The sequence below is a fragment of the Kitasatospora sp. NPDC086009 genome (assembly GCF_044540385.1).
Classification (GTDB): domain Bacteria; phylum Actinomycetota; class Actinomycetes; order Streptomycetales; family Streptomycetaceae; genus Kitasatospora.
On the sequence record NZ_JBITSA010000009.1, the window covers coordinates 117578 to 142869 of the forward strand.

Here is a 25292-nt window from a genome sequence, read left to right on the forward strand (position 1 = left end):
CAGGCATCACGTCAGGCCGGACAAATCGCCGCAGAGCGGGTCCGAAGCCACACTCCGTCAGCCCTGGGGGTGGCGCTGGGTCCGGTACCGCCGCCGGCGGCCGCGGACCACCCGTCAGTGCGAGCGCGGGCGCCGGCGGGCGGGCATCGGGACCACCCCACCGAGTGACGGCACGTCGACGGCCGACTGCGGCGCGGGCGCGACCGGGGGCAGACCGGCGCTGATGCAGAGCAGGTCCCCCCAGGCGGCCAGGTGCCGCTCGAAGCGGCCGTCGGCCGGCGTCCAGGAGGCCCGGATCTCGATCTCGGTGGACGACTCGCGGTCCGCCAGGGCGCCGAAGTACTGCGAGGCGCACCTGGTCACCGTCCCGGACGGCTCCGCGTACCCGGCGCCGTGCGCCTGCAACGCGTCCATCAGCCAGGCCCAGCCGACCTCGGAGAGCATCGGATCGCCGGCCATCTCCGGCTCCAGCTCGGCCCGGGTCATGGTCACCACGCGGAAGTCCCCGTTCCAGGCCTCCTGCCCGGCCGGGTCGTACAGCAGCACCAGCCGGCCGTCGGCCAGCTCGTCGCCGTCCACCTCCACCGAGGCGGTCAGGGCGAACGCGTGGGGGGCGAGCCGGCGCGGCGCCGGGGCGGGGGAGAGTTCGAGCTCGGGGCGCAGCCGCGCCGCCGTCAGAGCCTCGACCGCGGCCCGGAACTCGCTCGGCGCCGCCTCCCGACCCGTTCCGCCACCTGTTCCGCCACCCTGTGCGGGGTGCCCGCCGACCGCTGCCATGCCCCGAAGACTAGGTCGAAGGCCGGGGTAATCGCCGCAACTTCTGCCCGCGCGGCGTGCCGGGACGGCAAACCGACCAGATCTTGGAGGAACCGACGAGACCGGGCGGGGAGCCGGGTCCGGGGCGCGTGCGAAGATTTGAACCGTGAGCGAGACAACGGCAGACACCACGGCAGTCACTCAGGCAGGCACCCCCACCGGGCAGCAGCCCTCCGTGCGACGCGGCGCCGCGCACGACTCCGCGTTCCTGCGGGCCTGCCGGCACGAGCCGGTGCCCCACACCCCGGTGTGGTTCATGCGCCAGGCCGGCCGCTCGCTGCCCGAGTACCTGAAGGTCCGCGAGGGTATCCCGATGCTGGACTCCTGCATGCGGCCCGAGCTGGTCAAGGAGATCACCCTGCAGCCGGTCCGCCGGCACAAGGTCGACGCGGCGATCTTCTTCAGCGACATCGTGGTGCCGCTCAAGGCCGTCGGCATCGACGTCGACATCAAGCCCGGCATCGGCCCGGTGATCGCCGACCCGATCCGCACCGCCGAGGACCTCAAGCGGCTGCGCCCGCTGGAGCCGGACGACGTCCCCTACATCACCGAGGCGGTCGGCCTGCTCGTCGACGAGCTCGGCGGTACCCCGCTGATCGGCTTCGCCGGCGCGCCCTACACCCTCGCCAGCTACCTGATCGAGGGCGGGCCGTCCAAGAACCACGAGAACACCAAGGCCATGATGTACGGGCAGCCCGAGCTGTGGGCCGCCCTGCTCGACCGGCTGGCCGACATCACCTCCGCCTTCCTGAAGGTGCAGATCGAGGCCGGCGCCTCCGCCGTGCAGCTCTTCGACTCCTGGGTGGGCGCGCTCGCCCCCGACGACTACCGCCGCTCGGTGATGCCGTCCAGCACCAAGGTCTTCGACGCGGTCGCCGGGTACGGCGTGCCGCGGATCCACTTCGGCGTCGGCACCGGTGAGCTGCTCGGTCTGATGGGCCAGGCCGGCGCGGACATCGTCGGCGTGGACTGGCGGGTGCCGCTGAACGTCGCCGCCGAGCGGGTCGGCCCCGGCAAGGGGCTCCAGGGCAACCTGGACCCGGCCGTCCTCTTCGCGCCCACCAAGGCGGTCGAGACCAAGGCCCGCGAGGTGCTGCACGCCGCCCAGGCGCTCGGTACCAGTGGCCACATCTTCAACCTCGGCCACGGCGTGCTGCCCAGCATGGACCCGGACGCGCTCAGCCGGCTGGTCGCCTTCGTGCACGAGGCCAGCGCGCGCTGACCGACGGCGTGGCGGGTCCCCTGGTGTCGGGGGCCCGCCACCGTCGCGCTCAGGCCTCCCGCCGCTGCGCCTCCTCCTCGTTCGCCGCCTCCCCACTCTCCCCGCTCTCCCCGCGCCGCGGCGGCTCGGTGGGCTTCGGCGGCAGCGCGGGCGTCCGGCGCCGCCGGACCAGCCGGAGCACCGCCACCACCGGCACGAGCACCAGCAGGAACGGCGCCGCCGCCGCGACCGCGACCGCCAGTGCGCGCACGATCGCGACCAGGACGTCCCAGCCGCCGCCGAGGCCCGCGCCGACCGAGTGCCAGAAGCCGTCCTTCTTCGCCGGGGCGGCCTCCCCGTCCGGTGCCCCGGTCTCCGTCCTCTGCCGCACGTCCAGCGTGACCGTGGAGAGCGACGTCTTCGCCGACAGCTCCTTCAGCTGCTTCTGCAACGACTCCAGATCCGCCTCGCGGCGGCTCAACTCGCCCTCCAGGCTGGTGATCTCGGCCAGCGTCTTCGCCTGCGCCATCAGTGCCCGGACCCGGTCGACGCTCGCCTGCTGGGTCTGCACCCGGCTGCCGACATCGGCGACCTGCTGGGTCAGGTCGTCCGCCTGGCTGCGGCGGGACAGCACCTCGCCCAGCCCGGCCAGCTGGTCCAGGGTCTGCTGGAACGCCGCCGACGGCACCTTCAGCGTCAGCTGACCGCTCTGCGGTCCGGCCACGCCGTCGGCGGGCTGCCCGCCGCTGCCGGTCACCGTCTCGCTCGCCACGTACCCGCCGGCGGCCAGCGCCAGCTCGCGCGCCCGCGCCAGCGCGGCGTCCGCCTCGGCCACCCGTACCGACAGCTGCGCGCTGTACGCGATCTGCCGGGTGTCCACCACCGGCACCGCGTCCGACGCCCCGGCGGCGGCGCCCGGAGCGGGCGCGGCCTTCGGCGCCGCCGACGCGGCCAGGCCCGGGGCCGCCGCATCGCCCGCCGGGGCCGCGGCCGACCGCTCCCTCGCCCCGCCACCGTCCGCGCCGCACCCACCGGCCAGCACCGCCACCACGGCCACCGCCGCCAGTGCCCCCGCTCCGCGCTGTCCTCGTCCCACGACCGACCCCTCCCAGTCCACGGTTGCGGCACCGCGTCCTCCGGCGCCCGGACCATTCGACGGCCGCCGCCCCCGATCGGACCCGCCCCGGAGGTCGCAGCTCGATCACGACTAGGCCGCACGCCGGTCAAGGCCCCGGCCCGCCGTCGCTCGTCCGGGTCAGCGGAGGGCCGCAGGCCGCCTCCGCCGCTAGCGTGGCCCCATGGGTGAGCTGCCGGACCGGACGGACGCGCCCCGCGCGGAGGGGTGGTTCGCCGAGGACCTCGACCACCTGTCCTGGGCGCCGCGCCACACCGAGCTGATCGACGGAGCACTGGTCTTGAGGACGCGGCCGCAGCGCTCCTGGCACAGCCGGGTCGTCACCGTCCTGACCGGAGCGCTGGAGGCGTTCGTGCCGGACGGGGTCATGGTGGAGCGCGAGATGACGGTCAAGCTGGACCGACGCAACCGTCCGGAACCGGATCTGCCGGCCGTCAGCGCGGAGTTCGACCCTGACCGCACCTGGTTCGCCCCGGAGCAGGTGTCGCTCGTCGTCGAGGTCGTCTCGCCGGAGTCGGCCCGTCGGGACCGCGTGGTCAAGGTCCGCAAGTACGCCGAGGCCGGGATCCCCCACTACTGGGTGGTCGAGGAGGAGAGCGGCCTGCCGGTGGTGCACGTCTTCGAGCTCGAAGCCATTGCCTCCTCCTACGCGCCGGCCGGGATCTTCCGGGGGCGGTTGCGGCGGCCGGTGCCGTTCGCCGTCGATCTCGACCTCGACGGTCTCGTGCCTGTCCGGAAGCGGGCGGATTGAGGCATTGATGTAAGGACCTGCGAGACTGCGGGGCATGTCGCAAGCACAGGTCGTCGTGATCGGTGGCGGTATCGCGGGGCTGGCCGCGGCCGCTTTTCTCAGCGGGGCGGCCGGCGGGGCCGCGCGGGCGCGGGTGACGCTGCTGGAGGCGTCCGACAGGCTCGGCGGGAAGCTGTACGGGGGAGAGGTCGGCGGGGTCCGGGTGGACCTCGGGGCCGAGTCGATGCTGGCGCGGCGGCCGGAGGCGGTCGAGCTGGCGCGGGCGGTCGGGCTGGGCGGCGAGCTGGAGCCGCCCACCACCGCCAAGGCCGCGATCTGGACCAGGGGCGCGCTGCGGCCGCTGCCCGGCGGCCAGGTGATGGGCGTCCCCGGTGACCTGGTGGCGCTCGCCGCCTCCGGGGTGCTCAGCGCCGATGGCCTGGAGCGGGCCCGGCACGAGGGCGCCACCGAGATCGGGGACGATGTCGCGATCGGGCGGTACGTCGCGGACCGGCTCGGGCGCGAGGTGGTCGACCGGCTGGTCGAACCGCTGCTCGGCGGCGTCTACGCCGGGCACGCCGACGAGATCTCGCTGCGCGCGGCCGTGCCCCAGCTGCTGGAGATCGCGCGCGGCGGGGGCTCGCTGGTGGAGGGCGTGCACGAGCTCGCCAACCGGCCGCGCACCGTCGGCACCCCGGTCTTCCAGGGCCTGCGCGGCGGACTCGGCACGCTGCCCGAGGCGGTCGCCGAGGCCTGCGCCCGGGCCGGTGTCGAGCTTCGTACCCGTACCGCGGTGGAGGGGCTGCACCGGACCCCGGGGGGCTGGCGGGTGGTGACCGCCGGGGGCGGGGCGCTGGAGGCGGACGCCGTGGTGCTCGCGGTGCCCGCGCCCGCCGCCGCCCGGCTGCTGCGCGCGGACGCGCCGGGGGCGGCCGTCGAGCTGGACGCGGTCGAGTACGCGGGGATGGCACTGGTCACCCTGGCGTTCCGGCGGGCCGAGCTGCCCACGCCGCCGGCCGGCAGCGGTTTCCTGGTGCCGCCGGTGGACGGCCGCCGGATCAAGGCGTCCACCTTCTCCTCCAACAAGTGGGGCTGGCTGGCGCGTTCGGCCCCCGACAGCTTCGTGCTGCGCACCTCGCTCGGCCGGCTGCGCGAGGAGCAGCCGCTGGAGCTGTCGGACGAGGAGCTGGTGGCGCGGTCGCTGGCCGACCTGGGCGAGGCGATCGGTCTGACCGCCCGCCCGTACGACACCGCGGTGACCCGCTGGCGGGCCGGCCTGCCGCAGTACCCCGTCGGCCACCTCGACCGGGTGGCCCGGATCCGGGCCGCGGTCGGCCGGGTGGGCGGGCTGGCCGTCTGCGGCGCGGCCTACGACGGCGTGGGCATCCCGGCCTGCGTCGCGAGCGCGCGGGCGGCCGTCGCCGCGCTCGACGAACTGTTGACCCCGGCGACCGGGGAGAACGTCACGGAGAGGACAATGGGCGCATGACTGAGACCGTTGAGCAGCAGCCGGAGCAGCAGCCCGAGAAGAAGAAGGCGCGCGACCTGAACCAGGTCATCCGCTACACCATGTGGTCGGTGTTCAAGCTCAAGGGCGAGCTGCCCGAGGACCGCACCGCGCTGGCCGCCGAGGTCGACGAGCTGTTCGCGCAGCTCGCCGCGAAGGACGTCACCGTGCGCGGCACCTACGACGTCTCCGGTCTGCGGGCGGACGCCGACATCCTGGTCTGGTGGCACGCGGCGGACTCCGACGACCTCCAGGAGGCGTACAACCGCTTCCGCCGCACCGGCCTCGGCCGGGTGCTGGAGCCGGTCTGGTCCAACATGGCGCTGCACCGCCCGGCCGAGTTCAACAAGTCGCACATCCCGGCCTTCCTGGCCGACGAGCGCGCGCGCGACTACGTCTGCGTCTACCCCTTCGTCCGCTCCTACGAGTGGTACCTGCTGCCGGACGCCGAGCGGCGCGCGATGCTCGCCGAGCACGGCCAGATGGCGCGCGGCTACCCGGACGTGCGGGCCAACACGGTCGCCTCGTTCGCGCTCGGCGACTACGAGTGGCTGCTCGCCTTCGAGGCGGACGAGCTGCACCGGATCGTCGACCTGATGCGCGACCTGCGCCCGTCCCGGGCCCGGCTGCACGTCCGCGAGGAGGTCCCCTTCTACACGGGTCGCCGCAAGCCGGTCAGCGAGCTGCTCAACGGCCTGGTCTGACGCCTCCGCCCGAGGGGCCGGCCGTTCCCGTCGAGGGGAGCGGCCGGCCCCTCGGCCGTCGGCGGGTCAGCTCCGGTGCGGGCGCAGGGCCGCGCGGAGGCGGGCGTCCGGCAGCGCGACGGAGCCGATCATCGCGACGGCGGTGAGCAGCTCGCGCTCGTCGTCGTCGGTGAGGCCGTGCTGGCGGGGCGGCCGGACCTCGCGCAGCACCTCCTGGCCGACCGGGGAGGCCCAGCGGGTGTAGGGGTAGACGTCGACCCGGGCCATCAGCAGCGTGCCCGCGGTCAGCACCAGCGGCAGGGAGAACCAGGCCAGCGGTGCCAGCGCGTCGCCGCCGGAGAAGCCGCCGACCGCCAGCGCGGCCGCCAGCAGCACCAGCGTGAGCAGCATCGCCTGCCGGACCTGGCGGATCACCAGGACGGTCTGCCGCTGCACCGGCGCCGGGGTGGCCAGACCGGCCAGTGCGAGGCGGCCGCCGATCTCCAGCACGGTCGGGTGGACGGACATCACCCGGCGCAGGTCGTCCGTCCGGCACTGGCCCCCGGGCCCGACGGCGGCGACCACCGCCCGCTCCAGGCGGCTGCGGCCCCTGGGGTCGACGACGGTGGTCCAGCCGGTGTGGGCGAGGTGCAGCCGGCCCCGGGAGGCCATCAGGACCAGGGCCAGTTCGACCACCCGGTCCGGGCCGCCCGCCAGGTAGGCCGTCTCGTACAGGCCGATGCCGACCGCCTCGGGCGGCCGGGGCCCCTCCTGCCCGGCGAGCGCGTCGGCGGTGGCGGTCATCCGGACCAGCCGGATGCAGGAGAGCACCGCGCTGACGCAGGCCGGGATCAGGAAGAGCAACCACATGGGCCCGTTGTAGACCTGCCCCCGCTCCGGGCGGAACGCCTTTCCGGTGCGCGATATCGAACTGTGACTCGGGAGGACGGTGGGCCTCAGGATCCGCAGCTGCTCCCGCCGCCGCAGCTGGAGGAGGATCCGCAGCTGCTGGAGCCGCCGCCGCAGCTCGACGAGGAGGAGCCACAGCTCGACGAGGAGGAGCCGCAGCTGCTGCCGCCGCAGCTCGACCCGGACGAGCCCGAGCCCGAATCGGAGCCGCTGCCGCACCAGGTGACGCCGCCGCAGGAAGTGCCGGAGGAGCCGGAGGAGCACGAGGTGTAGGTGGAGGACGAGGAACCGCCCGTCGCCGCGGCCTTGGCGGTCGCCAGGTCGGCCGCCGCCGCGGCGAGCATCGCCTCCTGGAGCTCCGCGTCGTCCAGCCCGGAGGCGGCCAGCCCGCTGAGCGCGACCGCGCCGAGCAGGACGCCGCCGGCCGCCCGCGGTGCCAGGCCGGCACTGGGCTTCCACGGCTTGCCGACGGACATCAGGGCGAGCTGACGGCGGCCGGCCGGGGTGATCCGCCCCTTGAACGGCCAGGTCACCAGCAGCGACACCAGACCGAGGACCACCAGCACGGACGGGAGCCAGAGGACGGGGCGGTCCGCCTCCCCGAGGTCGACCGCGTGGGCGACCACGGTGGTCACCACCACGCTCAGCAGGGCGAGCCAGAGCAGCCGACGGGCCACCTTGGCCCGGTGCATCAGGGCGGGGTTGCGCAGCAGCCCGCGGTTGGCGAGCCCGTCGCCGAGCTGCTGGACGGCGAGGGCGCGCATCACCGCGCGCCGCAGCGGGGCGAGCTCCCGCTGCCCGGTCGGCCCGACCGCCTCGATGATCGCCTCGTCGACGGCGTCGTAGGCCTTCCGGGTGGTCAGCGTGACCAGGCCGGCCCGGTTGACGACGACGCGGCCGGCCTGGTGCATCCGGACCAGGGCGGTGTCGAAGACCCGGCCGGGGCCGCCGGAGAGGAACGCGGTGTCCAGCAGCGGCAGTCCGCGGCCGGGCAGGCCCTTGACCTGCGGTACCCGCCGGACCCGGCCCTTGGTGTACGAGGCGTACGACGCGGCCGCGACCAGCAGCAGCGCCGGTACGACGAAGAAGGTGTTGTGCCACATGGGCGGTTCCCCCGGAATGGTGTGGGTGGTTCTGGTTCAGTGCCGCGGGCCGGGCCGCAGGGCCCGGCGCAGGCGGGCGAGCGGCCCCTGCGGGCGCTCGGGCGCGGGGCCGTGGAGCCACCGCTCCAGGGCCTGCCGCTGCTCGGGGTCGAGCGTTGGGTCGAGCGCGGGGCCGGGCTCGGTGCCGGGCCGCCCGGCGTCCGGGCGGGTGCCCGGCTCGTCGGTGAGCGCCCACGCGGCGAAGGCGCGGGCGTCGGCGCGGTAGCCGCCGGTCTGCGGGTGCGTCCGCGCGTAGGCGAGGAACAGCGGCCCGTACCGCCGGCCGAGCAGGCGGGGCAGCTCCGGGGCCACCTTGGCGGTGGTGTCCCGGCGCTTGGCGGCCAGACCGGCCGACTGGGCGCGGACCTGGGCCGGGTCGAAGCCGGGCGGGACGGGCCCGCCGGCCACCAGGGCGGCCAGCAGTTCCTCCTGGCGCCGGGCCAGCGCGGCGCGGGCGGCGGTGAGGCCGTGGGCCTCGCCGGTCGGGCCGGTCATCCGGCCCGTCCCCCGTCCAGCACGCGGCGGATGGCGTCCAGTTCGGCCGCCAGCTCGGCGGGCGGCGGGAAGTTGGCGTCCCGCTCCAGCAGGACGCCGGGCGGTGCGACCCGGTCGCAGAGCTCGGCCAGCACCTCCAGCACCGGTTCGGTGACGGGGTGGGCGTGGGTGTCGTGCCAGACGCCGTCGATCATGGTGCCACCGGCGACGTGGACGTAGGCCAGCGCCTCCAGCGGCAGGCGGTCCAGTTCCGCGGCCGGGTCCAGACCGAGGTTGACCCGGTTGGTGTGCAGGTTGGCGACATCGATCAGGAGCCGGACACCGGTGCGCTCGACCAGCTCGGCGAGGAACTGTCCCTCGGTCAGTTCGTCGTCCGGCCAGGCCAGCTGGGCGGCGATGTTCTCCAGGGCCAGCGGCACCGGGAGCCGGTCCTGCGCGATCCGGACGTTCTCGGCGATCACCCTGAGGGCGTCGCGCGAACGGGGCACCGGCAGCAGGTGCCCGGCCTCCAGGCCACCGGCCCGGACGAACGCCAGGTGCTCGGTCACCAGCGGGGAGCCGAGCGCGCCGGCCGCCTCCGCGAGCCGGTCGAGCCGTGCCGGGTCGGGCCGGTCGGCGCCGCCGAGGCCGAGCGAGACGCCGTGCGGGACCACCGTGACGCCGCGGGCCCGCAGGATCCGCAGCGACTCGGGGAGGTGGTCGGCGCAGACGTTCTCCGCGACCACCTCGACCCAGTCCAGGCCGGGCTGGCGCTCCACGACGGTGTCGATCTCGCCGCGCCAGCCCAGGCCGACGCCGAGCGCGGTGGGTGCGGGACCGGCCGTACCCGCCGGTCGTTCGGTGGCCCCGGTCGGAGCGGCGGGCGTCCTGCGCCGGACGGCAGGAGAGGTCATGGGTTCGCCCCCTTCGGAGGGCTGGGTGGGAAGCCGTCGGCCGACGCGGGCATCGTCGCCAGGGTCGGGCCGGGCCGTGCTGCTGAGGATGTCCCCGGTGGGGGCGGCTGCCAAGCCCCATCCGGTCTTCTCAGAGCATTATTTGAGCTTGTCGACCCGGTGATGAGGGACTTTGGTCCCGTCCCTGTCACCGGCCCCCGGACGGGGCGGAAATTCGGAGGCGAACCGGTCGGCGGGGCGGTTACGGTACCCGCCCATGACGACGCTGACCGTGCGTGACTTCCGCCCCGCCGACGCCGAGGCCGCCGCGGCCGCCCACCGGGCGGGCCGCGAGCACCTGCTCCTCACCCCCGAGGTCTTCACCTGGCTGAACGCCCGCCGGGCCACGGGGGAGCACTTCCGCACCTTCGTCGCCGAGCTGGACGGCGAGGTGGTCGGCTCGGTCCGGTGCGGTGTGGTCGTCGGCACCACCACCCGGGGCATCGGGTACGCCAACGGCAGTGTGCTGCCGGCCTTCCGGCGCCGCGGGGTCTTCACCGCCCTGCTGGCGGCGGCCGAGCGACACCTGGCCGGGCACGGCGTGGTCGAGCTGCACAGCTGGGTGGACGAGGAGCCGGCGTCACGCGCCTTCGCCGTCGCCCGCGGCTTCACCGAGGGGCGGCTGGCCCACTTCGCCGGCCGGGACCTCGCCCGGCCGCTGCCCGCCGTCCCGGCACTGCCGCCCGGGGTCGAGCTGCGCCCGGCCACCGACTGGGCGGACGACCCGTACCCGATCTTCGTGATCGAGGCGGACGCGGCCCTGGACGAGCCGGGCGAGATCGCGATGGACGCCGCCGACTACGAGGCGTTCCTGACGGGGGACTGGGCCCGCCCGGACCTCGACCGCGAGCTGACCGTGGTGGCGGTGGTCGACGGCGAGCCGGCCGCGTTCAGCGCGGTGCAGACGGACGGCGCGGAACGCTACTGGTCGGCGTTCACCGCCTGTCGGCGGGCCTTCCGGGGCCGGGGGCTGAGCAAGCTGGCCAAGACCGAGTCGCTGCACCGGGCCCGGGCGGCCGGCTACCGGTGGGCCTACACCAGCAACGACGCCACCAACGCGCCGATGCTCGCGATCAACGCGTGGCTCGGGTACGAGCGGTGCGCGAGCGAGCGGAAGTTCACCAAGCGGTCGGAGGGGTGACGGGCCGGGAGGGAGCGGCCGATTTCGGTCACTCGAAAGAGTGAATCCGGCGCACTTCCCCGGCGCTGCGCCGGGTGGACCGCCGTGTCGGGAGTCCCCGGCGTTCTGTGCGGGCATCACCTCACGGCAGACAGTTCGTGCCCGAGTCTTCCTCGGTGGGGGATGCTATGGAGATCCTGCTTCAGGTCCTGGTCGGGTTCGTTCCGGCCGTGATCGGCTTTCTCGCGGCCCGCTCCCTCGCCCGGACCAGACTGTTCCTGCGGTACGGCTTCCTCCGGGTGCTGCTCGCCCCGTACGGCCGGGTCCAGATCGTCACCCCCAGCATCGAGGCGGCGGCGTTCGCGTTCGCGAAGGACGGCCGCCCGCTGATCAGCCGGGGGCCGAAGAACGTCCTCTTCATGCCGATGGCCGAGGCCCGGGCGATAGCCCAACTCACCGATCTGCTGAGGAAGATCAACCGGAAGGCGACGATAGAACTGGTCACCGCCGGGGCGCAGGACCCGAGGATGCCGACCTTCTCGATCGGCGGACCGAGCGTCAATCCGTACTCGGCGACCGTGCTCGGCGCGGGATTCCCGGACTTCTGCATCGAGTACCCGGACGCGGCCCGGGCCCGCTGGGGCGGAATGACCTTCGAGGCGCAGTACAACGCGGCCGACGAGTTGATCCGGGACCACGGTTTCGTCTTCGTGACCCGGACGTCGCGGCAGGCGCCCTGCGTCGTGCTCTGCGGGGTCTTCGCCTTCGGCTCGGCGATGGCCGTGGAGGCGCTGGCGGCCGCCACCCGGAAGTCGCCGCTGGCGGCGATCTTCCGCGCGGGGGAGAAAGGATTCGTCGCGGTCGAGGGCCGGGTGATCGGTCTGGACACCGTCGATGTGACCGTCGAGGTCTGCCGGTTGCTGCCGTTGGTGTGAGCGGACGGCGCCCCGGCTGCGGCGCCGCCGGCCTTTCCGGCAGCTCGGGGCGGCCTTCCCGTCCTGCCCCTTGAGACGAAGTGGTCCAGACCGCACGGGTGCGAAACGGGACAGGTCGGGAGGGTCTGGGGCGGGAAGTGGCTTGAATCGCCGGTGTTTTGCTTCACTGTCATCACATCATCGGCATAATCGCGCCCATGACGATCAGCCGCGCGAACGTGAGCGCGATTGCCGAGGACCTGTATGTGTGGCTTCCGCCGAAGCGCGGCTGGGGCCTGGCCAACTGCGGGCTGCTCACCTCACCGCGGACGGCGCTCTGGATCGACACGCCCTACGATCCCTCCCTCGCCGCGGAGTTCCTCGCGCAGAGCCGGCAGCGGCTGGCCGACGGGGTGGACATCGACCGGGTGATCGTCACCCACGCCAACGGCGACCACCTCTGGGGCGCCGGGGTGGTGCCCGACGCCGAGGTGATCGCCACCCGGGAGGCGCTGGAGCACATCCACTGGGAGCCGACGCCGAAGCAGCAGCACGCGCTGGTCGCGGGCAGCGACCCGGCCTCGCCGCTCGGCGGCTACCTCCGGGAGCACTTCGGCCCGTTCGACTGGTCGCAGACCGATCCCGTCCACCCGCACACCGTCTTCACCGGTGAACTGGAGCTGCGGGTGGGGGAGTACCCCGTGCGGATCACCGGGCTGCCGGCCGCGCACACCGGCGGCGACCTGCTGGTCCACCTGCCGCACCAGCGGGTGGTGTTCACCGGTGACGTGATCTTCGGCTCGACGCCCGAGCAGCCCGGAGACCACCCCTCGCACTGGGCCGGACCGCTGGAGAACATCATCGGCGCCTGCGAGCAGGCGCTGGCCACCGGCGCCGAACTCTTCGTCCCCGGCCACGGTCCGGTGCTCGACCGGTCCGGCGTGGAGGAGCACATCGGCTACCTCGGGTACGTGCGTGGCCGCGCCCACGCGCTGCACCGCGCCGGGATACCGGCCCTGGACGCGGCCCGACGGATCATCGCCGAGCAGCGCCACCCCGAACTCGGCCTGCCCGAGCGGCTGGTGCTCACCGTCGCGGCCGAGTACCGGCACCTGGACGGCAGCGCGGTGCCGAACGTCCTGGAGGCGATGGGCCAGGTCGCCCTGGTGGCGCGGGAGCTGGCCCAGGACGCGGGCCGGGTGCCGTCCTCCCGCCCCCGGCGGTTCCCCTCCTCGCCGGCCTGACCACCTGTCGCCGAGGCTCCGCCACCGGCACCTCCCCACCCCTTCGAGCGAGGACTTCCGAGGACTTCGATGACCCAGATCGCGCTGCTGGCCCTCGCGGTGGCCACGGTCGCCGCGCTCGCGGCGGCCGCCGTCCTGGCCCGCGGACGCGCCCGGGCACTCGCCCGGGCCACCGCCGCCGAGGCGGCCACCGTCCACAGCGAGGAGCGCACCCGCACCGCCGAGGGCCGGCTGGCCCGGGTCGAGCGGCAACTGCGCGAGGCCCAGACGGCCGCCCGGCGGGCGGACGAGGAGGCCCGCCGGGTCGAGACCAGGGCGCTCGCCGCCGAGGGCCGGGTCCGGGAGGCCGAGCAGCGCACCGCGGCCGCCGACCACCGTGCGGCCGAGGCGGAGCTGCACGCCCGGGCGGCCGAGGACCGGACCGCGGAGGCCGGCCGGCAGCTCGCGGCCGCCCAGGGGCGGTCGGCCGCCCTGCTGGCCGAGGTCGGCCACCTGGCCGAGGAGCGGGTGGCGGCCGCCGCGCTGCGGCTCAGCCACCCCAACGCGCCGGACACCGGGCCGCTGGACGCGCGGGCCGCCGGTCCGGAGGCGGTGCGCGCCCTCCAGGCCGTGCTGGACGCCTCGGTCGCGGCCGTCACCGGTGAGCGCGAGCGGGTCGACGCCGCCGCCCGGGCCGCGATGCGCGGTGCCACCTCCAAGATCCAGACTCTGCTGTACCAGATCCAGAGCCTGGTCCAGCAGCTCCAGCACGACAACGACGACCCGCGGCTGCTGGAGGTCGACTTCCGCAACGAGGTCGCGCTGCGCCGGATCCAGACCATCGCGGTGCTCTGCGAGGCCTGGCCCGGTCTGGCCCGGACCGACTCGCCCCTGGCCGAGGTGGTGGTCGGGGCGCTCTCCCGGGTGCCCGGCTACGCCCGGATCAAGGTGGCCAACCACCTGCGCGAGAACCGGCTCGCGGTGGTCGCCCGGGCCGCCGAGCCGCTCGCCATCACGATCGCCGAGCTGCTCGCCAACGCCGCGTCGTACTCGCACCCGGAGACCGATGTGCCGGTGACCGTCCAGCAGGGCGGCCGCGGCGCCCTGGTGATCATCGACGACAGCGGCATCGGGATGGAGGAGGACCAGCTGCGCCGGGCCCGCCGGCTGCTGGCCGGTCCCTCGGACGTGCTGCTGACGGAGCTCGGCAACCCGCCGAAGACCGGCTTCGCGGTGGTCGGCAAGCTCGCCCGGCAGTACGGGTTCTCCTGTCACATCGAGCCCTCGCCGTACGGCGGCATGCGGACCATCGTGCGGATCCCGGCTGCCCTGCTGACGGTCGTGGACGAGGAGCAGCCGCTCTCGGTGCTCACCCCGCTGCCGCTGCGGGCGGGCGCCGGCCCGGCTCCCGCGCCCACCGTCCAGGCGGTGCCGACCCCGCGTGCGGGAACCGATGATCCCACCGGGCAGGACGTGCCGGAGTGGCACGACATGCCGGACGGGCACGACACGCCGACCCGGCACCCGGCGCCGGCCATGCACGTCGTACCGCCGGTACGGGGGGTGACCGCCGACGACAGCGGTCTGCCGAGCCGGCGCCGGCGCCGACCGCTCGGCCCGCAGGTGCCGGAGGCGGCCCGGCCCTCCGGCGGGGCGGCCGCGCCGGAGGGTGCCGCGGACGGCGCGGCGCGGTCCGCGGCCACCGGCCGGTCCGCCCGGACGCCCGAGCGGGCGGCCGCCTGCTGGGAAGCCCTGCAGCAGGGCACGGGCTCCGGCCGCGCCGCCGTCGCGGAGGCGGCCGCCGCGGGCACCTCGCCCGGCGGGGCCCCGGCCCCGACCGCCACCGGAGCCGCCACCGACCCGGGGGGTACCGGCACGACGGGTACCGCCACCAAGGGGGACACCTCCACGAGCGCCGCCACCACGAGCGACACCTCCACGAGCGCCGCCACCACGAGCACCACCCGCGCCGAGGCCAGCGGAGCGGAGGCCGCCGACCACACCGGCTCCGCCGACCGCTCGGACCGGACCGGCCGCCACCCCGCCCAGACCTCCGAAGGAGCCGAGCAGTGAGCACGCCCAGCCCTACCGCCACCGATGAGATCTCATGGGTGCTGACCCCGCTGCTGGAGCTGCCGGGCGTCCTGCACGCGGTGATCGCGACCGGTGACGGCCTCGTCGAGGGCGCCTCGGCCGGCCTCGGCCGGGCCTCGGCGGAGCGGGTCGCCGCGATGACCGCCACCGTGCACGCCGCCGCCCGCGCGTTCACCACCGCCTTCACCGACGTCGAGCAGCCCCGGCTGGCGCAGACGGTGGTGGAGTCCGAGCTGGGCTTCGCCATCGTCGTCCCGGCCGGGGAGAACACCTCACTGGCGGTGTTCACCACGCCGGACGCCCAACTTGGCAACGTGGCCTACCAGATGCAGGTGCAGGTCGCCGCCCTGGGCCGCGCGCTGGCGAGCCCGGCCCGGCAGCAGGACACCACCGCCCGGTCATGACCGCCGTACCCCGCAGGCGGATGGTCCCCGCCTACCTGGCCACCGGCGGCCGGACCAGGCCCGGCACCGCGGGCTTCGAACGGCTCACCGTCCTGTACGCGGCCGGTGCGGAGCCGCCGCAGGACGTGGAGGACGAACACCGGCGGCTCTGGGAGCTGCTGCGGCCGGGCGCACTGACCGTGGTGGAGGCCGCCGCCCACCTGCGCCTGCCGGTCAGCGCCACCGTCTTCCTCGCGGCCGACCTGGTCGAGGCGGGCTGCTTACAGGCCCGTGCCCCGATCCCCCGCGCACAGCAGACCGACCGCTCCATCGTCGAGAGGCTCCTCGTTGGACTCCGCACGCTCCGGTAGCCCGACCGGCCGGACCGACCGGGTGGGCTACCTGCCCGACCGGGACCAGACGCTGATGAAGCTGGTGGTCGCCGGTCCGTTCGGCGTCGGGAAGACCACGCTGATCCGCACCCTGTCGGAGATCCCCACGCTGCACACCGAGGAGGCGATGACCGAGACCGGTGCCCCCGTCGACGATGCGGAGGGTCTGCCGGGCAAGACCACCACCACGGTGGCGGTCGACTTCGGTCGCCTGACGCTGCCCGGCCAGGTGGTGCTCTACATGTTCGGCACCCCCGGGCAGCGCCGGTTCTTCCCGCTCTGGCAGGACATCGCCCGCGGCGCCCTCGGTGCCCTGGTGCTGGCCGACACCCGCCGGCTTGCCGACTCCTTCGAGATCATGGACATGGTCGAGGAGCAGGGGCTGCCCTACGCGGTCGCCGTCAACTGCTTCCCGGGCGCGCCCGCGCACCCGATCGAGGTGCTCCGGGCCCACCTGGACCTGCACGCCGCCACCCCGCTGGTGCTCTGCGACGCCCGTGAGCGCGGTTCCAGCCTCGACGCACTGATCGCGCTGACCGAGCACGTGCTGCACGGTCTGCCCGCCACACCCGACGCCGCCCCGGAGCAGCCGTGACCAGCACCGACGAAGCGACCGCCACCGACGAAGCGACCGCCACCGACGAGGCCCCCACCGACGAGGCCCCCACGGCCGCCGGCCCGGCCGCCGGCTCCGGCAGCGTGCCCGGCACCCGGCCGGTGCCGATCTACGGCCCGGCCTTCGCCGCCGACCCGCAACTCGTCTACGAGCGGCTGCGCCGCTACGGCGCCGTCGCCCCGGTGGAGATCTCGCCCGGCGTGGAGGCCCTGCTGGTCACCGACTACCAGGCCGCGCTGGACCTGCTGCGCGACACCGACACCTTCTCCAAGGACTCCCGGGCCTGGCAGCAGACCGTCCCGCCGACCTCCCCGCTCCTGCCGGTGCTCGGCTACCGCCCCACCGCCTTCTTCAGCGACGGCGAGGTGCACGCCCGCTACCGCCAGGTGATCACCGACGGCCTGGCCCTGCTCGAACCGCACCGGCTGCAGCGCCGGGTCGCCGAGGTCGCGCACCGGCTGATCGACGCCTTCGTGGCCACCGGTTCGGCCGATCTGATCGACGAGTACGCCCGGCAGCTGCCGGTGGCCGTGTTCAACACCTGGTTCGGCGTCCCCGAGGAGCACAGCGCCCGGCTGGTGGCCGGCATCGCCGGCATGATGGAGTCCACCGAGAAGGCCGTCGCCGCCTACGGCGACCTCGTCTCCGTGGTCACCGGCATGGTCGCCGAGCGGCGCGAGCGCCCCCGGCACGACCTCACCTCGTGGTTCCTCACCCACCCGGCCGGGCTGGACAACGACGAGGTGGTCCGGCAGATCACCCTCACCATGATCGCCGGGAACCAGCCGACCACCAATCTGATCGGCAACGCGCTGATGCGGCTGCTCACCGACGCCCGGTACGCGGGATCGCTGTTCGGCGGCGCCATGACGGCCTACCAGGCGATCGACGAGGTGCTCTGGCACGACCCGCCGCTGGCCAACCTCTCCGCCCACTACCCGCGCTACGACATCACCTTCCACGGCCGGGAGATCCCCGCCGGCTCGCTGGTGCTGGTCTCCTACGGGGCCGCCAACTCGCAGGCCGCGCCGCCCACCGACGGCACCGAGCTGCGCAGCGGCGAGTCCGCCCACCTGGCCTGGGCGGCCGGCCCGCACGCCTGTCCGGCCCGGGACCCGGCGCTGCTGATCGCGATCACCGCGATCGAGCAGCTCACCAGCCGGCTGAGCGACCTCGAACTGAGCACCGGCGCCGAGGACCTCCTCTGGCGTCCGGGCCCGTTCCACCGCGCCCTGCTCCACCTCCCGGTGCGCTTCCAGCCGGTCGGCGGATAGCCGCGGGCCCGGGCGCCGAACCGGCTCCCGGGCCCGCGTGCCGTGCTCAGCTGCCGTCGGCCGGGCGCAGCGTCAGCGAGATGCTGTTGATGCAGTAGCGCTGGTCGGTCGGCGTGCCGTAGCCCTCGCCCTCGAAGACGTGGCCCAGGTGCCCGCCGCAGCGCGCGCAGCGGACCTCCACCCGGCGCATGCCGAGCGTGGTGTCCTCGATGTACTGCACCCGGTCCCCGGCGAGCGGGGCGTAGTAGGACGGCCAGCCGCAGTGGCTGTCGAACTTGGTCTCCGAGCTGAACAGCTCCGACCCGCAGGCGCGGCAGCTGTAGACCCCGACGGTCTTGGTGTCGGTGTACTCACCCGTGAACGGGCGCTCGGTGCCGGCTTCGCGGAGCACGTGGTACTCGTCGGGGCTCAGCTCGGCGCGCCACTCGGCGTCGCTCTTCTCGATCTCGTAGCTCATCGCAGACTCCCGGTCGGCAGGTCTCGGACGTCGGTGCCAACGCTCGCGAGGTGCCGGAGGATTTCCGGCCCGAGGTTGGTGACGTCACCGGCGCCCATGGTGAGCAGCAGGTCGCCCGGGCGGGTCAGGCCCGCCAGCAGGGCGGGGGCGGCGTCGAACGCGTGCTCGGCGGTGACCTCGGCGCCGGCCCGCTTCGCCGCGTCGATGATCAGCTCGCTGGTGACGCCGGGGATCGGGTCCTCGCGGGCGGGGTAGATGTCCAGCACCACCGAGGCGTCGGCCAGGGCGAGCGCCCGGCCCATCTCCTCGGCGAGCTGCTGGGTGCGGCTGAACAGGTGCGGCTGGAAGACCACGAGCACCCGCCCGGCGCCGTCCAGGCCCTCCCGGATCGCCTCCAGGTCGGCGGTCATCTCGGTGGGGTGGTGGGCATAGGAGTCGATCACCTGGACGCCGGCCGCCTCGCCCTTGAGCTGGAGCCGCCGCCGCACGCCGGTGTAGGCGCCGAGCGCCTTGGCGAGGTCGGCGGCCGGCACGCCCAGGGCGACGCCGGCGGCCAGCGCCGCGACCGCGTTGTGGGCGTAGTGCCGGCCGGGCACCGAGACGGTGAAGGTCAGCTCGGCGCCGTCCAGCCGGACGGTGACCTCGCTGGTCATGCCGTGCGCGACCACCGACAGCACGCGGACGTCGGCGTCCTCGGCCGCGCCGACGGTGACGACGTTCAGGCCCTCGCGGCCGGCCACCCGGGAGGTCAGCTCGCGGGCGCCGTCGTGGTCGGCGGAGACCACCAGGGTGCCGCCGGGGGCGATCCGGCCGACGAAGGTCTCGAAGGACTCGTAGATCTCCTCGATCGAGGCGTAGTTCGCGTGGTGGTCGAGCTCGACGTTGAGCACGATCGCCACCTCGGGCGCGTACTTGTGGAAGCTGCGGTCGCTCTCGTCGGCCTCCGCGACGAAGATCTCGCCGGTGCCGTGGTGGGCGTTGGAGCCGGGCGCGTCGAGGTCGCCGCCGATCGCGTACGAGGGGTCGAGGCCCAGCTCGCCGAGGGCGACGGCGAGCATGCTGGTGGTGGTGGTCTTGCCGTGGGTGCCGGCCACGGCCAGCGCCCGGCGGCCGCCCATCAGCGCGGCCAGCGCGTCGGAGCGGTGGACCACCGGGACGCCCCGCTCGCGGGCGGTGGCCAGCTCCGGGTTGTCCGCGCGGATGGCGCTGGACACGACCACGCTGCTGACACCGTCCGGCACGTGCTCGGCGGCGTGGCCGATGTGCACGACGGCGCCGAGCGCGCGCAGCGCCAGGACGGTCTCGGACTCCTTGGAGTCGCTGCCGGAGACGCTGGCGCCGCGCACCGCGAGGATCTTCGCCAGGCCGGACATCCCGGCGCCGCCGATACCGATGAAGTGCGGGGCGTGCAGGTCGTGCGCGGCGTCGTTCAAGGCAAGGCTCCGTACGGGCGGGGGCAGACAAGGGGCAGAGCGGGTACAGCGGGTACGTCGGTCGGCGGACCAACGGGCGAATCGTCCTCGCGGACGGGCCGCAAGGACGATTCTGCACCACCGGCGGGTCGGGTCAGGAGTCGCTGGCGAACAGTCGCAGGACGGGGACACCCACCTTGTGCCGGGCCTGGGAGGCCCAGTCGCGGTGGAAGAACTCCTCCACGAAGTGCGGCGAGGTGAGCACCACGACCTCGTCGGCCCGGTGCTCCTCGACCACCGCGCGCAGCCGCTCCAGCGGCTTCTCCTCGACCAGCTCGCCGATCGCCTCCGCGCCGGCCTGGCGCAGGTGGCGCAGGCTGTGGGCGAGCGATTCGCCGGCCACCGTCGGCTCGTGCTCGGACTCGTCGTGCTCGCGCACCACCTTGTCGAGGTGGCCGAGGGCGACGTCGTCCAGCGCCCTCAGCAGCTCGTCCTGTTTGCCGCGCGGCTGCATCAGGACGACGAAGGACACCTTCTCGTCGCTGTGGAGCGTGGTGACGAGCTCCACATCGGCGTCGGAGAGCGCCTTTTCGATCATCAGTACCGTCTTGAACACGTGAGTCCCTTCCAGTGACCGGCCCCCGGGCCCCGGCATCGCATCCCAATACTGCCCGGCGGGAAGCTTTCCGCATGCTGCCCCGCGACCCTGCGGGCCACGCGGGTGGAGCTCCCGAAGGAGAGCGGGATCACTGTCCGGCGGTCACGGGGGCCGGTGACGCGGCTTGCGGGTGAAGACGCAGGTAGCGGGTGAAGAGGAATCCTTTCTGCTCGATCAATGAGACCAGTCGCATCCGCTGCACGTCAGGCATTTCCGCATCGTGGATGATGCGCGGCGCGTCGCCGGCCGTGATCAGCGGTGCCACCGACAGGCACAGCTCGTCCAGCAGGTCCGCGGCGGCCAGCTGCCCCAGCAGCCGCGGACCGCCCTCGCTCAGCAGCCTCGTCCACCCCCGCTCGGCCAGGGCCGCGACCGCGGCGGGCAGGTCCACCGAGCCCTTCCCGGCCACCACCACGTCGGCCACCTCGGCCACCGCCCGGCGGCTGCGCGCCGGCGCGTCCTCGGTGGTGATCACCACCGTCCGCACCAGCGGCTCGGTGAACAGCGGCGCCGCGAGGTCCAGCCCCAGCGAGCGGCTGACGATCGCGATCACCGGGGCCGGGGCCTGCCCGGCCGCCGCCCGCGCCGCGGCGAAGTCGGCCCGGGCCCGGCCCGGCCGGTACCCCTCGGCGCGGACCGTCTCGGCGCCCACCAGCACCACGTCCGACAGCGCCCGCAGCACTCCGAAGATCCGTTTGTCGGCGTCCCCCGAGAGCCCCTCGGACAGGCCCGCCAGCTTCGCCCCGCCGTCCAGGCCGGCCACCATGTTGGCCCGCAGCCACGGCCGGCCGTGATTCACCTGCTCGGGGTACGCGTAGACGGCGGCGAGCGACTCCAGCGACGCGGGATCGGCGAACGGCCGGGACAGCGGACTGATCAACTGTTGCATGCCGTCCAGTCTCGTCGCCCGGGGCCCGGCGATCCACCGGCGGCCCTCGGCCCGAGCGGTGCGCCGGCAGGCGTACCCTCTAGTACCGTGCCCGCAGCCCCACTCCCCGACGCGCCGACCGAGCCGATAGCGACCGCAGACGTGGCCACCGCTCCCCTCGCGCTCACCGACCGGCGCCCCGTCGTCCCCGCCGAGCGCCTGGTGGCCGAGATGGTCCCGCCACCGCGCTTCTCCCTCGTCAGCTTCGGAACGTACCTCCCGGACCCGAACCAGCCCAGCCAGTACGAGGCGGTCCAGGTCCTGGAGCAGTTCGCCGGCACGCTCAACGCCGGAGACGGCGGCGCCCCCAAGCGCAGCTGGTTCCGCCGTACGGCCCCCGTGCCCACCGGCCCGGCCGGCGTCTACCTGGACGGCGGCTACGGCGTCGGCAAGACCCACCTGCTGGCCTCGCTCTGGCACGCCGCCCCCGGCCCCAAGGCGTTCGGCACCTTCGTCGAGCTGACCAACCTGGTCGGCGCGCTCGGCTTCCAGCAGGCCGTCCGGACCCTCTCCGACCACCGCCTGCTCTGCATCGACGAGTTCGAGCTGGACGACCCGGGCGACACGGTGCTGGTCTCCACCCTGCTCGGCCGCCTGGTCGACAACGGCGTCAAGCTCTGCGCCACCTCGAACACCCTGCCGGAGAAGCTCGGCGAGGGCCGGTTCGCCGCCGCCGACTTCCTGCGCGAGATCCAGGGCCTCTCCGCGCACTTCCGCCCGATGCGGATCGACGGCCAGGACTACCGCCACCGCGGCCTGCCGGCCGCCCCGCCGCCGTACGACGACGAGACCGTCGCCGCCGTCGCCGCCCGCACCCCGGGCGCCTCGCTGGACGAGTTCTCCGGGCTGCTCGACCACCTCTCCGCCGTCCACCCGAGCCGCTACGGCGCGCTGCTGGACGACGTGCAGGCGGTCTGCCTGCGTGGCGTGCGGCAGGTCGACGACCAGTCGACCGCGCTGCGCCTGGTCGTCCTCGCCGACCGGATGTACGACCGCGAGCTGCCGATCACCGCCTCCGGGATCCCCTTCGACCAGGTCTTCCCCGAGGAGATGCTGCGCGGCGGCTACCGCAAGAAGTACCTCCGGGCGGTCTCCCGGCTGGTCGCGCTGGCCCGGGACAGCGCCAAGTAGGCACCGGTTGTCAGTGGTGGGTCGTACGGTGGACACGTGCGACCCATCACGAGTATTGAGCGCTCAGAGACGCCCTTCGAGGTCGTCAGCCCCTTCCAGCCCAATGGCGACCAGCCGGCGGCGATCGCCGAGCTGGAGCGCCGGATCCGCGCGGGGGAGAAGGACGTCGTCCTGCTCGGCGCCACCGGCACCGGCAAGTCGGCCACCACGGCCTGGATGATCGAGAAGCTGCAGCGCCCCACCCTGGTGATGGCGCCGAACAAGACCCTGGCCGCCCAGCTGGCCAACGAGTTCCGGGAACTCCTGCCGAACAACGCGGTCGAGTACTTCGTCTCGTACTACGACTACTACCAGCCTGAGGCGTACGTCCCGCAGACGGACACCTACATCGAGAAGGACTCCTCGATCAACGAGGAGGTCGAGCGGCTGCGCCACTCCGCGACCAACTCGCTGCTCACCCGCCGGGACGTGGTCGTCGTCGCGTCCGTCTCCTGCATCTACGGCCTCGGCACCCCGCAGGAGTACGTCGACCGGATGGTCCGGCTCAAGGTGGGCGAGGAGATCGACCGCGACGTGCTGCTGCGCCGCTTCGTCGACATCCAGTACACCCGCAACGACCTCGCCTTCACCCGCGGCACCTTCCGGGTCCGCGGCGACACCATCGAGATCTTCCCGGTCTACGAGGAGCTCGCCCTGCGGATCGAGATGTTCGGCGACGAGATCGAGTCGCTGTACACCCTGCACCCGCTGACCGGCGAGATCATCAGCCAGGACGACTCCGTCCACGTCTTCCCCGCCTCGCACTACGTGGCCGGACCGGAGCGGATGGAGCGGGCGGTCAACGACATCGAGAAGGAGCTGGCCGAGACGCTGGCCCGGATGGAGAAGCAGGGCAAGCTGCTGGAGGCCCAGCGGCTGCGGATGCGCACCACCTACGACATCGAGATGCTCCGCCAGATCGGCACCTGCTCGGGCGTCGAGAACTACTCGATGCACTTCGACGGCCGCGCGCCCGGCTCCCCGCCGAACACCCTGCTCGACTACTTCCCGGAGGACTTCCTCCTGGTCATCGACGAGTCGCACGTCACCGTCCCGCAGATCGGCGCGATGTACGAGGGCGACGCCTCCCGCAAGCGCACCCTGGTCGAGCACGGCTTCCGGCTGCCCTCCGCGATGGACAACCGCCCGCTCAAGTGGGAGGAGTTCCTGGAGCGGACCGACCAGACCGTCTACCTCTCGGCCACCCCCGGCGCGTACGAGCTGTCCCGCGGCGACGGCCAGGTCGAGCAGATCATCCGCCCGACCGGCCTGATCGACCCCGAGGTGATCGTCAAGCCGACCGAGGGCCAGATCGACGACCTGGTGCACGAGGTGCGGACGCGGGTGGAGCGGGACGAGCGCGTCCTGGTCACCACCCTCACCAAGAAGATGGCCGAGGACCTCACCGACTACATGCTCGGTCTGGACATCCGGGTCCGGTACCTGCACAGCGACGTCGACACGCTGCGCCGGGTCGAGCTGCTGCGCGAGCTGCGGGCCGGCCGGTACGACGTGCTGGTCGGCATCAACCTGCTCCGTGAGGGCCTCGACCTGCCCGAGGTCTCCCTGGTGGCGATCCTGGACGCGGACAAGGAGGGCTTCCTGCGCTCCGGCACCTCGCTGATCCAGACCATCGGCCGCGCGGCCCGCAACGTCTCCGGCCAGGTCCACATGTACGCGGACCGGATCACCCCCTCGATGGCGAAGGCGATCGACGAGACCAACCGCCGCCGGGCCGTGCAGCAGGCCTACAACAAGAAGCACGGGATCGACCCGCAGCCGCTCCGCAAGAAGATCGGCGACATCCTGGACACCCTCGCCCGCGAGGAGGTCGACACCGACGAGCTGCTCTCCTCCGGCTACCGGGCGGGGGGCAAGGGCAAGGCCCCGGTGCCGGCGCTGGGCGCGGACCGCAAGCCCGCCAAGAGCCTGCCGGCGGCCGAGCTGGCCGAGCTGATCCAGTCGATGACCGAGCGGATGCACGCGGCCGCGACGGACCTCCAGTTCGAGGTCGCGGCCCGGCTGCGCGACGAGGTCAAGGAGCTGAAGAAGGAGCTCCGCCAGATGCGCGAGGCGGGTATCGCGTAGCGCCGGTCGCGGCCCGCGCCGGGCTTGGCCGGATCCGGTACCGGTCAAGCCCGGCGGTGTCTCAGCCTTGCCACAAACGGGTAGACGCTGACGGACGCGGCCGACCGCAGGCCCTAGGCTGGCCTGCGGTGCCGCCCGGGACGGGCGGTCGCATCAGGGGGCCTCAGCCGGGGGACGGCAAGGGGGTGTTCCACCGTGAAGCCGGCGCGGATACCGACCGCCCGGCTGGGCAGAGAGGACAAGGCCGTGTCGGTGAACCTTGCCAAGGGGCAGCAGGTCAGCCTGCAGAAGGGTTCGGGCGAGTCGCTGACGGTCGTCCGGATGGGGCTGGGCTGGAAGGCGGCGCCCAAGCGCGGCCTCTTCGGCAGCCGGACGCGACAGATCGACCTGGACGCCTCGGCGCTGCTGTACGCCGAGCAGACCCCGTCCGACGTGGTCTTCTTCCAGCACCTGGAGAGCAACGACGGCTCCGTCCGGCACACCGGGGACAACCTGGTCGGCGGCACCGGGGCGGGCGAGGACGACGAGTCGATCCTGGTCGACCTGGCCCACGTACCGGTGCACATCACCCAGGTGGTGTTCACGGTCAGCTCGTACACCGGGCAGACCTTCGCCGAGGTGCAGAACGCGTACTGCCGGCTGGTGGACGACTCGACCGGGCTGGAGCTGGCCCGCTACGAGCTGGCCGGCGGCGGCCCGCACACCGGGCAGATCATGGCGAAGGTGTTCCGCGAGCCGTCCGGTGGCTGGGGGATGCAGGCGATCGGCGCGCCGGCCCGGGGCCGGACCTTCCAGGACCTGCTGCCGGCCATCGAGCCCTTCCTCTAGCGGGCGGGGCCCCGGCCGGCGGCAGGCGCCCCGGGTCGTTCTTTACCTTCTTTACCTTCTCTTGGTTCTTCTGTTAGCCTCGTGGGAGCGGAGGGGAGTATTCCCTCGCAGTTGTCCCGTCATCACGGGCGCCCACCTGGCGGCGTCCCGGGGCGCTGGTCCGCGGGCGCCGCACATGCGCCCGG

23 protein-coding genes and 1 pseudogene are annotated in these 25292 nt (G+C 73.9%); 15 read left to right on the top strand and 9 right to left on the bottom strand.

What is annotated here, in order from left to right; genetic code table 11:
* Positions 1–114: 114 nt before the first annotated feature.
* Complete coding sequence (locus tag ACIF6L_RS22170) at positions 115–777, bottom strand: DUF3000 domain-containing protein (protein ID WP_396489940.1); 663 nt, start codon at positions 775–777, stop codon at positions 115–117.
* A gap of 145 nt (positions 778–922) precedes the next feature.
* Here ACIF6L_RS22170 and hemE point away from each other — a divergent pair, with 145 nt between their 5' ends.
* Positions 923–2038, top strand: a complete 1116-nt coding sequence (hemE, locus tag ACIF6L_RS22175) for a uroporphyrinogen decarboxylase (RefSeq protein ID WP_380392239.1) — start codon at positions 923–925, stop codon at positions 2036–2038.
* 49 nt (positions 2039–2087) lie between these two features.
* Here the strand turns inward: hemE and ACIF6L_RS22180 are convergent, their stop codons facing one another.
* Positions 2088–3113: a DUF4349 domain-containing protein gene (locus tag ACIF6L_RS22180; protein ID WP_396489943.1), complete on the bottom strand. Its 1026-nt coding sequence runs from the start codon at positions 3111–3113 to the stop codon at positions 2088–2090.
* Positions 3114–3315: 202 nt separating this feature from the next.
* Here ACIF6L_RS22180 and ACIF6L_RS22185 point away from each other — a divergent pair, with 202 nt between their 5' ends.
* The 3 genes from ACIF6L_RS22185 to hemQ are packed head-to-tail and all read left to right on the top strand — an operon-like array spanning position 3316 to position 6093.
* Positions 3316–3903, top strand: a complete 588-nt coding sequence (locus ACIF6L_RS22185; protein ID WP_396489945.1) for a Uma2 family endonuclease — start codon at positions 3316–3318, stop codon at positions 3901–3903.
* Positions 3904–3937: 34 nt separating this feature from the next.
* Positions 3938–5371, top strand: a complete 1434-nt coding sequence (gene hemG / locus ACIF6L_RS22190) for a protoporphyrinogen oxidase (RefSeq protein ID WP_396489947.1) — start codon at positions 3938–3940, stop codon at positions 5369–5371.
* Positions 5368–6093: a hydrogen peroxide-dependent heme synthase gene (hemQ, locus tag ACIF6L_RS22195; protein ID WP_329489986.1), complete on the top strand. Its 726-nt coding sequence runs from the start codon at positions 5368–5370 to the stop codon at positions 6091–6093. The genes hemG and hemQ overlap by 4 nt, the downstream gene beginning before the upstream one ends.
* Before the next feature lie 66 nt (positions 6094–6159).
* Here the strand turns inward: hemQ and ACIF6L_RS22200 are convergent, their stop codons facing one another.
* The 3 genes and pseudogenes from ACIF6L_RS22200 to ACIF6L_RS22210 form a co-directional block, all read right to left on the bottom strand.
* Positions 6160–6942, bottom strand: coding sequence for a TIGR04222 domain-containing membrane protein (locus ACIF6L_RS22200; RefSeq protein ID WP_329489987.1), 783 nt, complete (start codon positions 6940–6942; stop codon positions 6160–6162).
* An 86-nt stretch (positions 6943–7028) separates the two neighbouring features.
* A complete protein-coding gene (locus tag ACIF6L_RS22205) occupies positions 7029–8084 on the bottom strand; it encodes a TIGR04222 domain-containing membrane protein (protein WP_396489950.1) in 1056 nt (351 codons plus the stop codon).
* A 36-nt stretch (positions 8085–8120) separates the two neighbouring features.
* Positions 8121–9511: pseudogene (locus ACIF6L_RS22210) on the bottom strand (DUF692 domain-containing protein).
* A 256-nt stretch (positions 9512–9767) separates the two neighbouring features.
* Here ACIF6L_RS22210 and ACIF6L_RS22215 point away from each other — a divergent pair.
* The 8 genes from ACIF6L_RS22215 to ACIF6L_RS22250 all read left to right on the top strand — a co-directional run bounded on the left by ACIF6L_RS22215 (position 9768) and on the right by ACIF6L_RS22250 (position 17566).
* A complete protein-coding gene (locus ACIF6L_RS22215; RefSeq protein WP_329489989.1) occupies positions 9768–10691 on the top strand; it encodes a GNAT family N-acetyltransferase in 924 nt (307 codons plus the stop codon).
* 167 nt (positions 10692–10858) lie between these two features.
* Positions 10859–11605: a hypothetical protein gene (locus ACIF6L_RS22220; RefSeq protein WP_396489952.1), complete on the top strand. Its 747-nt coding sequence runs from the start codon at positions 10859–10861 to the stop codon at positions 11603–11605.
* Between the two features lie 197 nt (positions 11606–11802).
* A complete protein-coding gene (locus ACIF6L_RS22225) occupies positions 11803–12828 on the top strand; it encodes an MBL fold metallo-hydrolase (RefSeq protein WP_396489954.1) in 1026 nt (341 codons plus the stop codon).
* A 69-nt stretch (positions 12829–12897) separates the two neighbouring features.
* The gene (locus ACIF6L_RS22230; RefSeq protein ID WP_396489956.1) at positions 12898–14880 is read left to right on the top strand and encodes an ATP-binding protein; all 1983 of its coding nucleotides are present in this window, start codon (positions 12898–12900) and stop codon (positions 14878–14880) included.
* Positions 14877–15305: a roadblock/LC7 domain-containing protein gene (locus tag ACIF6L_RS22235; RefSeq protein ID WP_396489958.1), complete on the top strand. Its 429-nt coding sequence runs from the start codon at positions 14877–14879 to the stop codon at positions 15303–15305. Before ACIF6L_RS22230 ends, ACIF6L_RS22235 begins: the two co-directional genes overlap by 4 nt.
* Positions 15302–15655 (top strand): DUF742 domain-containing protein, encoded by a 354-nt coding sequence (locus tag ACIF6L_RS22240; RefSeq protein WP_329489994.1) that lies wholly within the window; start codon positions 15302–15304, stop codon positions 15653–15655. Before ACIF6L_RS22235 ends, ACIF6L_RS22240 begins: the two co-directional genes overlap by 4 nt.
* Positions 15633–16271 (top strand): ATP/GTP-binding protein, encoded by a 639-nt coding sequence (locus ACIF6L_RS22245; protein ID WP_380392916.1) that lies wholly within the window; start codon positions 15633–15635, stop codon positions 16269–16271. Before ACIF6L_RS22240 ends, ACIF6L_RS22245 begins: the two co-directional genes overlap by 23 nt.
* Before the next feature lie 104 nt (positions 16272–16375).
* Entirely contained in the window at positions 16376–17566 is a 1191-nt protein-coding gene (locus ACIF6L_RS22250; protein WP_396490093.1) for a cytochrome P450, read from the top strand.
* A 46-nt stretch (positions 17567–17612) separates the two neighbouring features.
* Here the strand turns inward: ACIF6L_RS22250 and msrB are convergent, their stop codons facing one another.
* The 4 genes from msrB to ACIF6L_RS22270 all read right to left on the bottom strand — a co-directional run bounded on the left by msrB (position 17613) and on the right by ACIF6L_RS22270 (position 20982).
* Positions 17613–18023, bottom strand: a complete 411-nt coding sequence (msrB, locus tag ACIF6L_RS22255) for a peptide-methionine (R)-S-oxide reductase MsrB (RefSeq protein WP_359804438.1) — start codon at positions 18021–18023, stop codon at positions 17613–17615.
* On the bottom strand, positions 18020–19456 hold the full coding sequence (gene murC, locus ACIF6L_RS22260; RefSeq protein WP_329489996.1) for a UDP-N-acetylmuramate--L-alanine ligase: 1437 nt from the start codon (positions 19454–19456) through the stop codon (positions 18020–18022). The genes msrB and murC overlap by 4 nt, the downstream gene beginning before the upstream one ends.
* A gap of 133 nt (positions 19457–19589) precedes the next feature.
* Positions 19590–20051, bottom strand: a complete 462-nt coding sequence (locus ACIF6L_RS22265; protein ID WP_359804436.1) for an indole-3-glycerol phosphate synthase — start codon at positions 20049–20051, stop codon at positions 19590–19592.
* A gap of 130 nt (positions 20052–20181) precedes the next feature.
* Complete coding sequence (locus ACIF6L_RS22270; RefSeq protein WP_329489998.1) at positions 20182–20982, bottom strand: pyrimidine reductase family protein; 801 nt, start codon at positions 20980–20982, stop codon at positions 20182–20184.
* An 87-nt stretch (positions 20983–21069) separates the two neighbouring features.
* On the opposite strand from ACIF6L_RS22270, the gene zapE reads away from it, so the two are divergent.
* The 3 genes from zapE to ACIF6L_RS22285 all read left to right on the top strand — a co-directional run bounded on the left by zapE (position 21070) and on the right by ACIF6L_RS22285 (position 25107).
* The gene (gene zapE / locus ACIF6L_RS22275) at positions 21070–22152 is read left to right on the top strand and encodes a cell division protein ZapE (RefSeq protein WP_396489961.1); all 1083 of its coding nucleotides are present in this window, start codon (positions 21070–21072) and stop codon (positions 22150–22152) included.
* A 36-nt stretch (positions 22153–22188) separates the two neighbouring features.
* Positions 22189–24279 carry an excinuclease ABC subunit UvrB gene (uvrB, locus tag ACIF6L_RS22280; protein ID WP_329489999.1) on the top strand — a complete coding sequence of 697 codons (2091 nt, stop codon included), beginning with the start codon at positions 22189–22191 and terminating at the stop codon, positions 24277–24279.
* A 246-nt stretch (positions 24280–24525) separates the two neighbouring features.
* The gene (locus ACIF6L_RS22285; RefSeq protein ID WP_329490000.1) at positions 24526–25107 is read left to right on the top strand and encodes a TerD family protein; all 582 of its coding nucleotides are present in this window, start codon (positions 24526–24528) and stop codon (positions 25105–25107) included.
* Positions 25108–25292 lie beyond the last annotated feature (185 nt).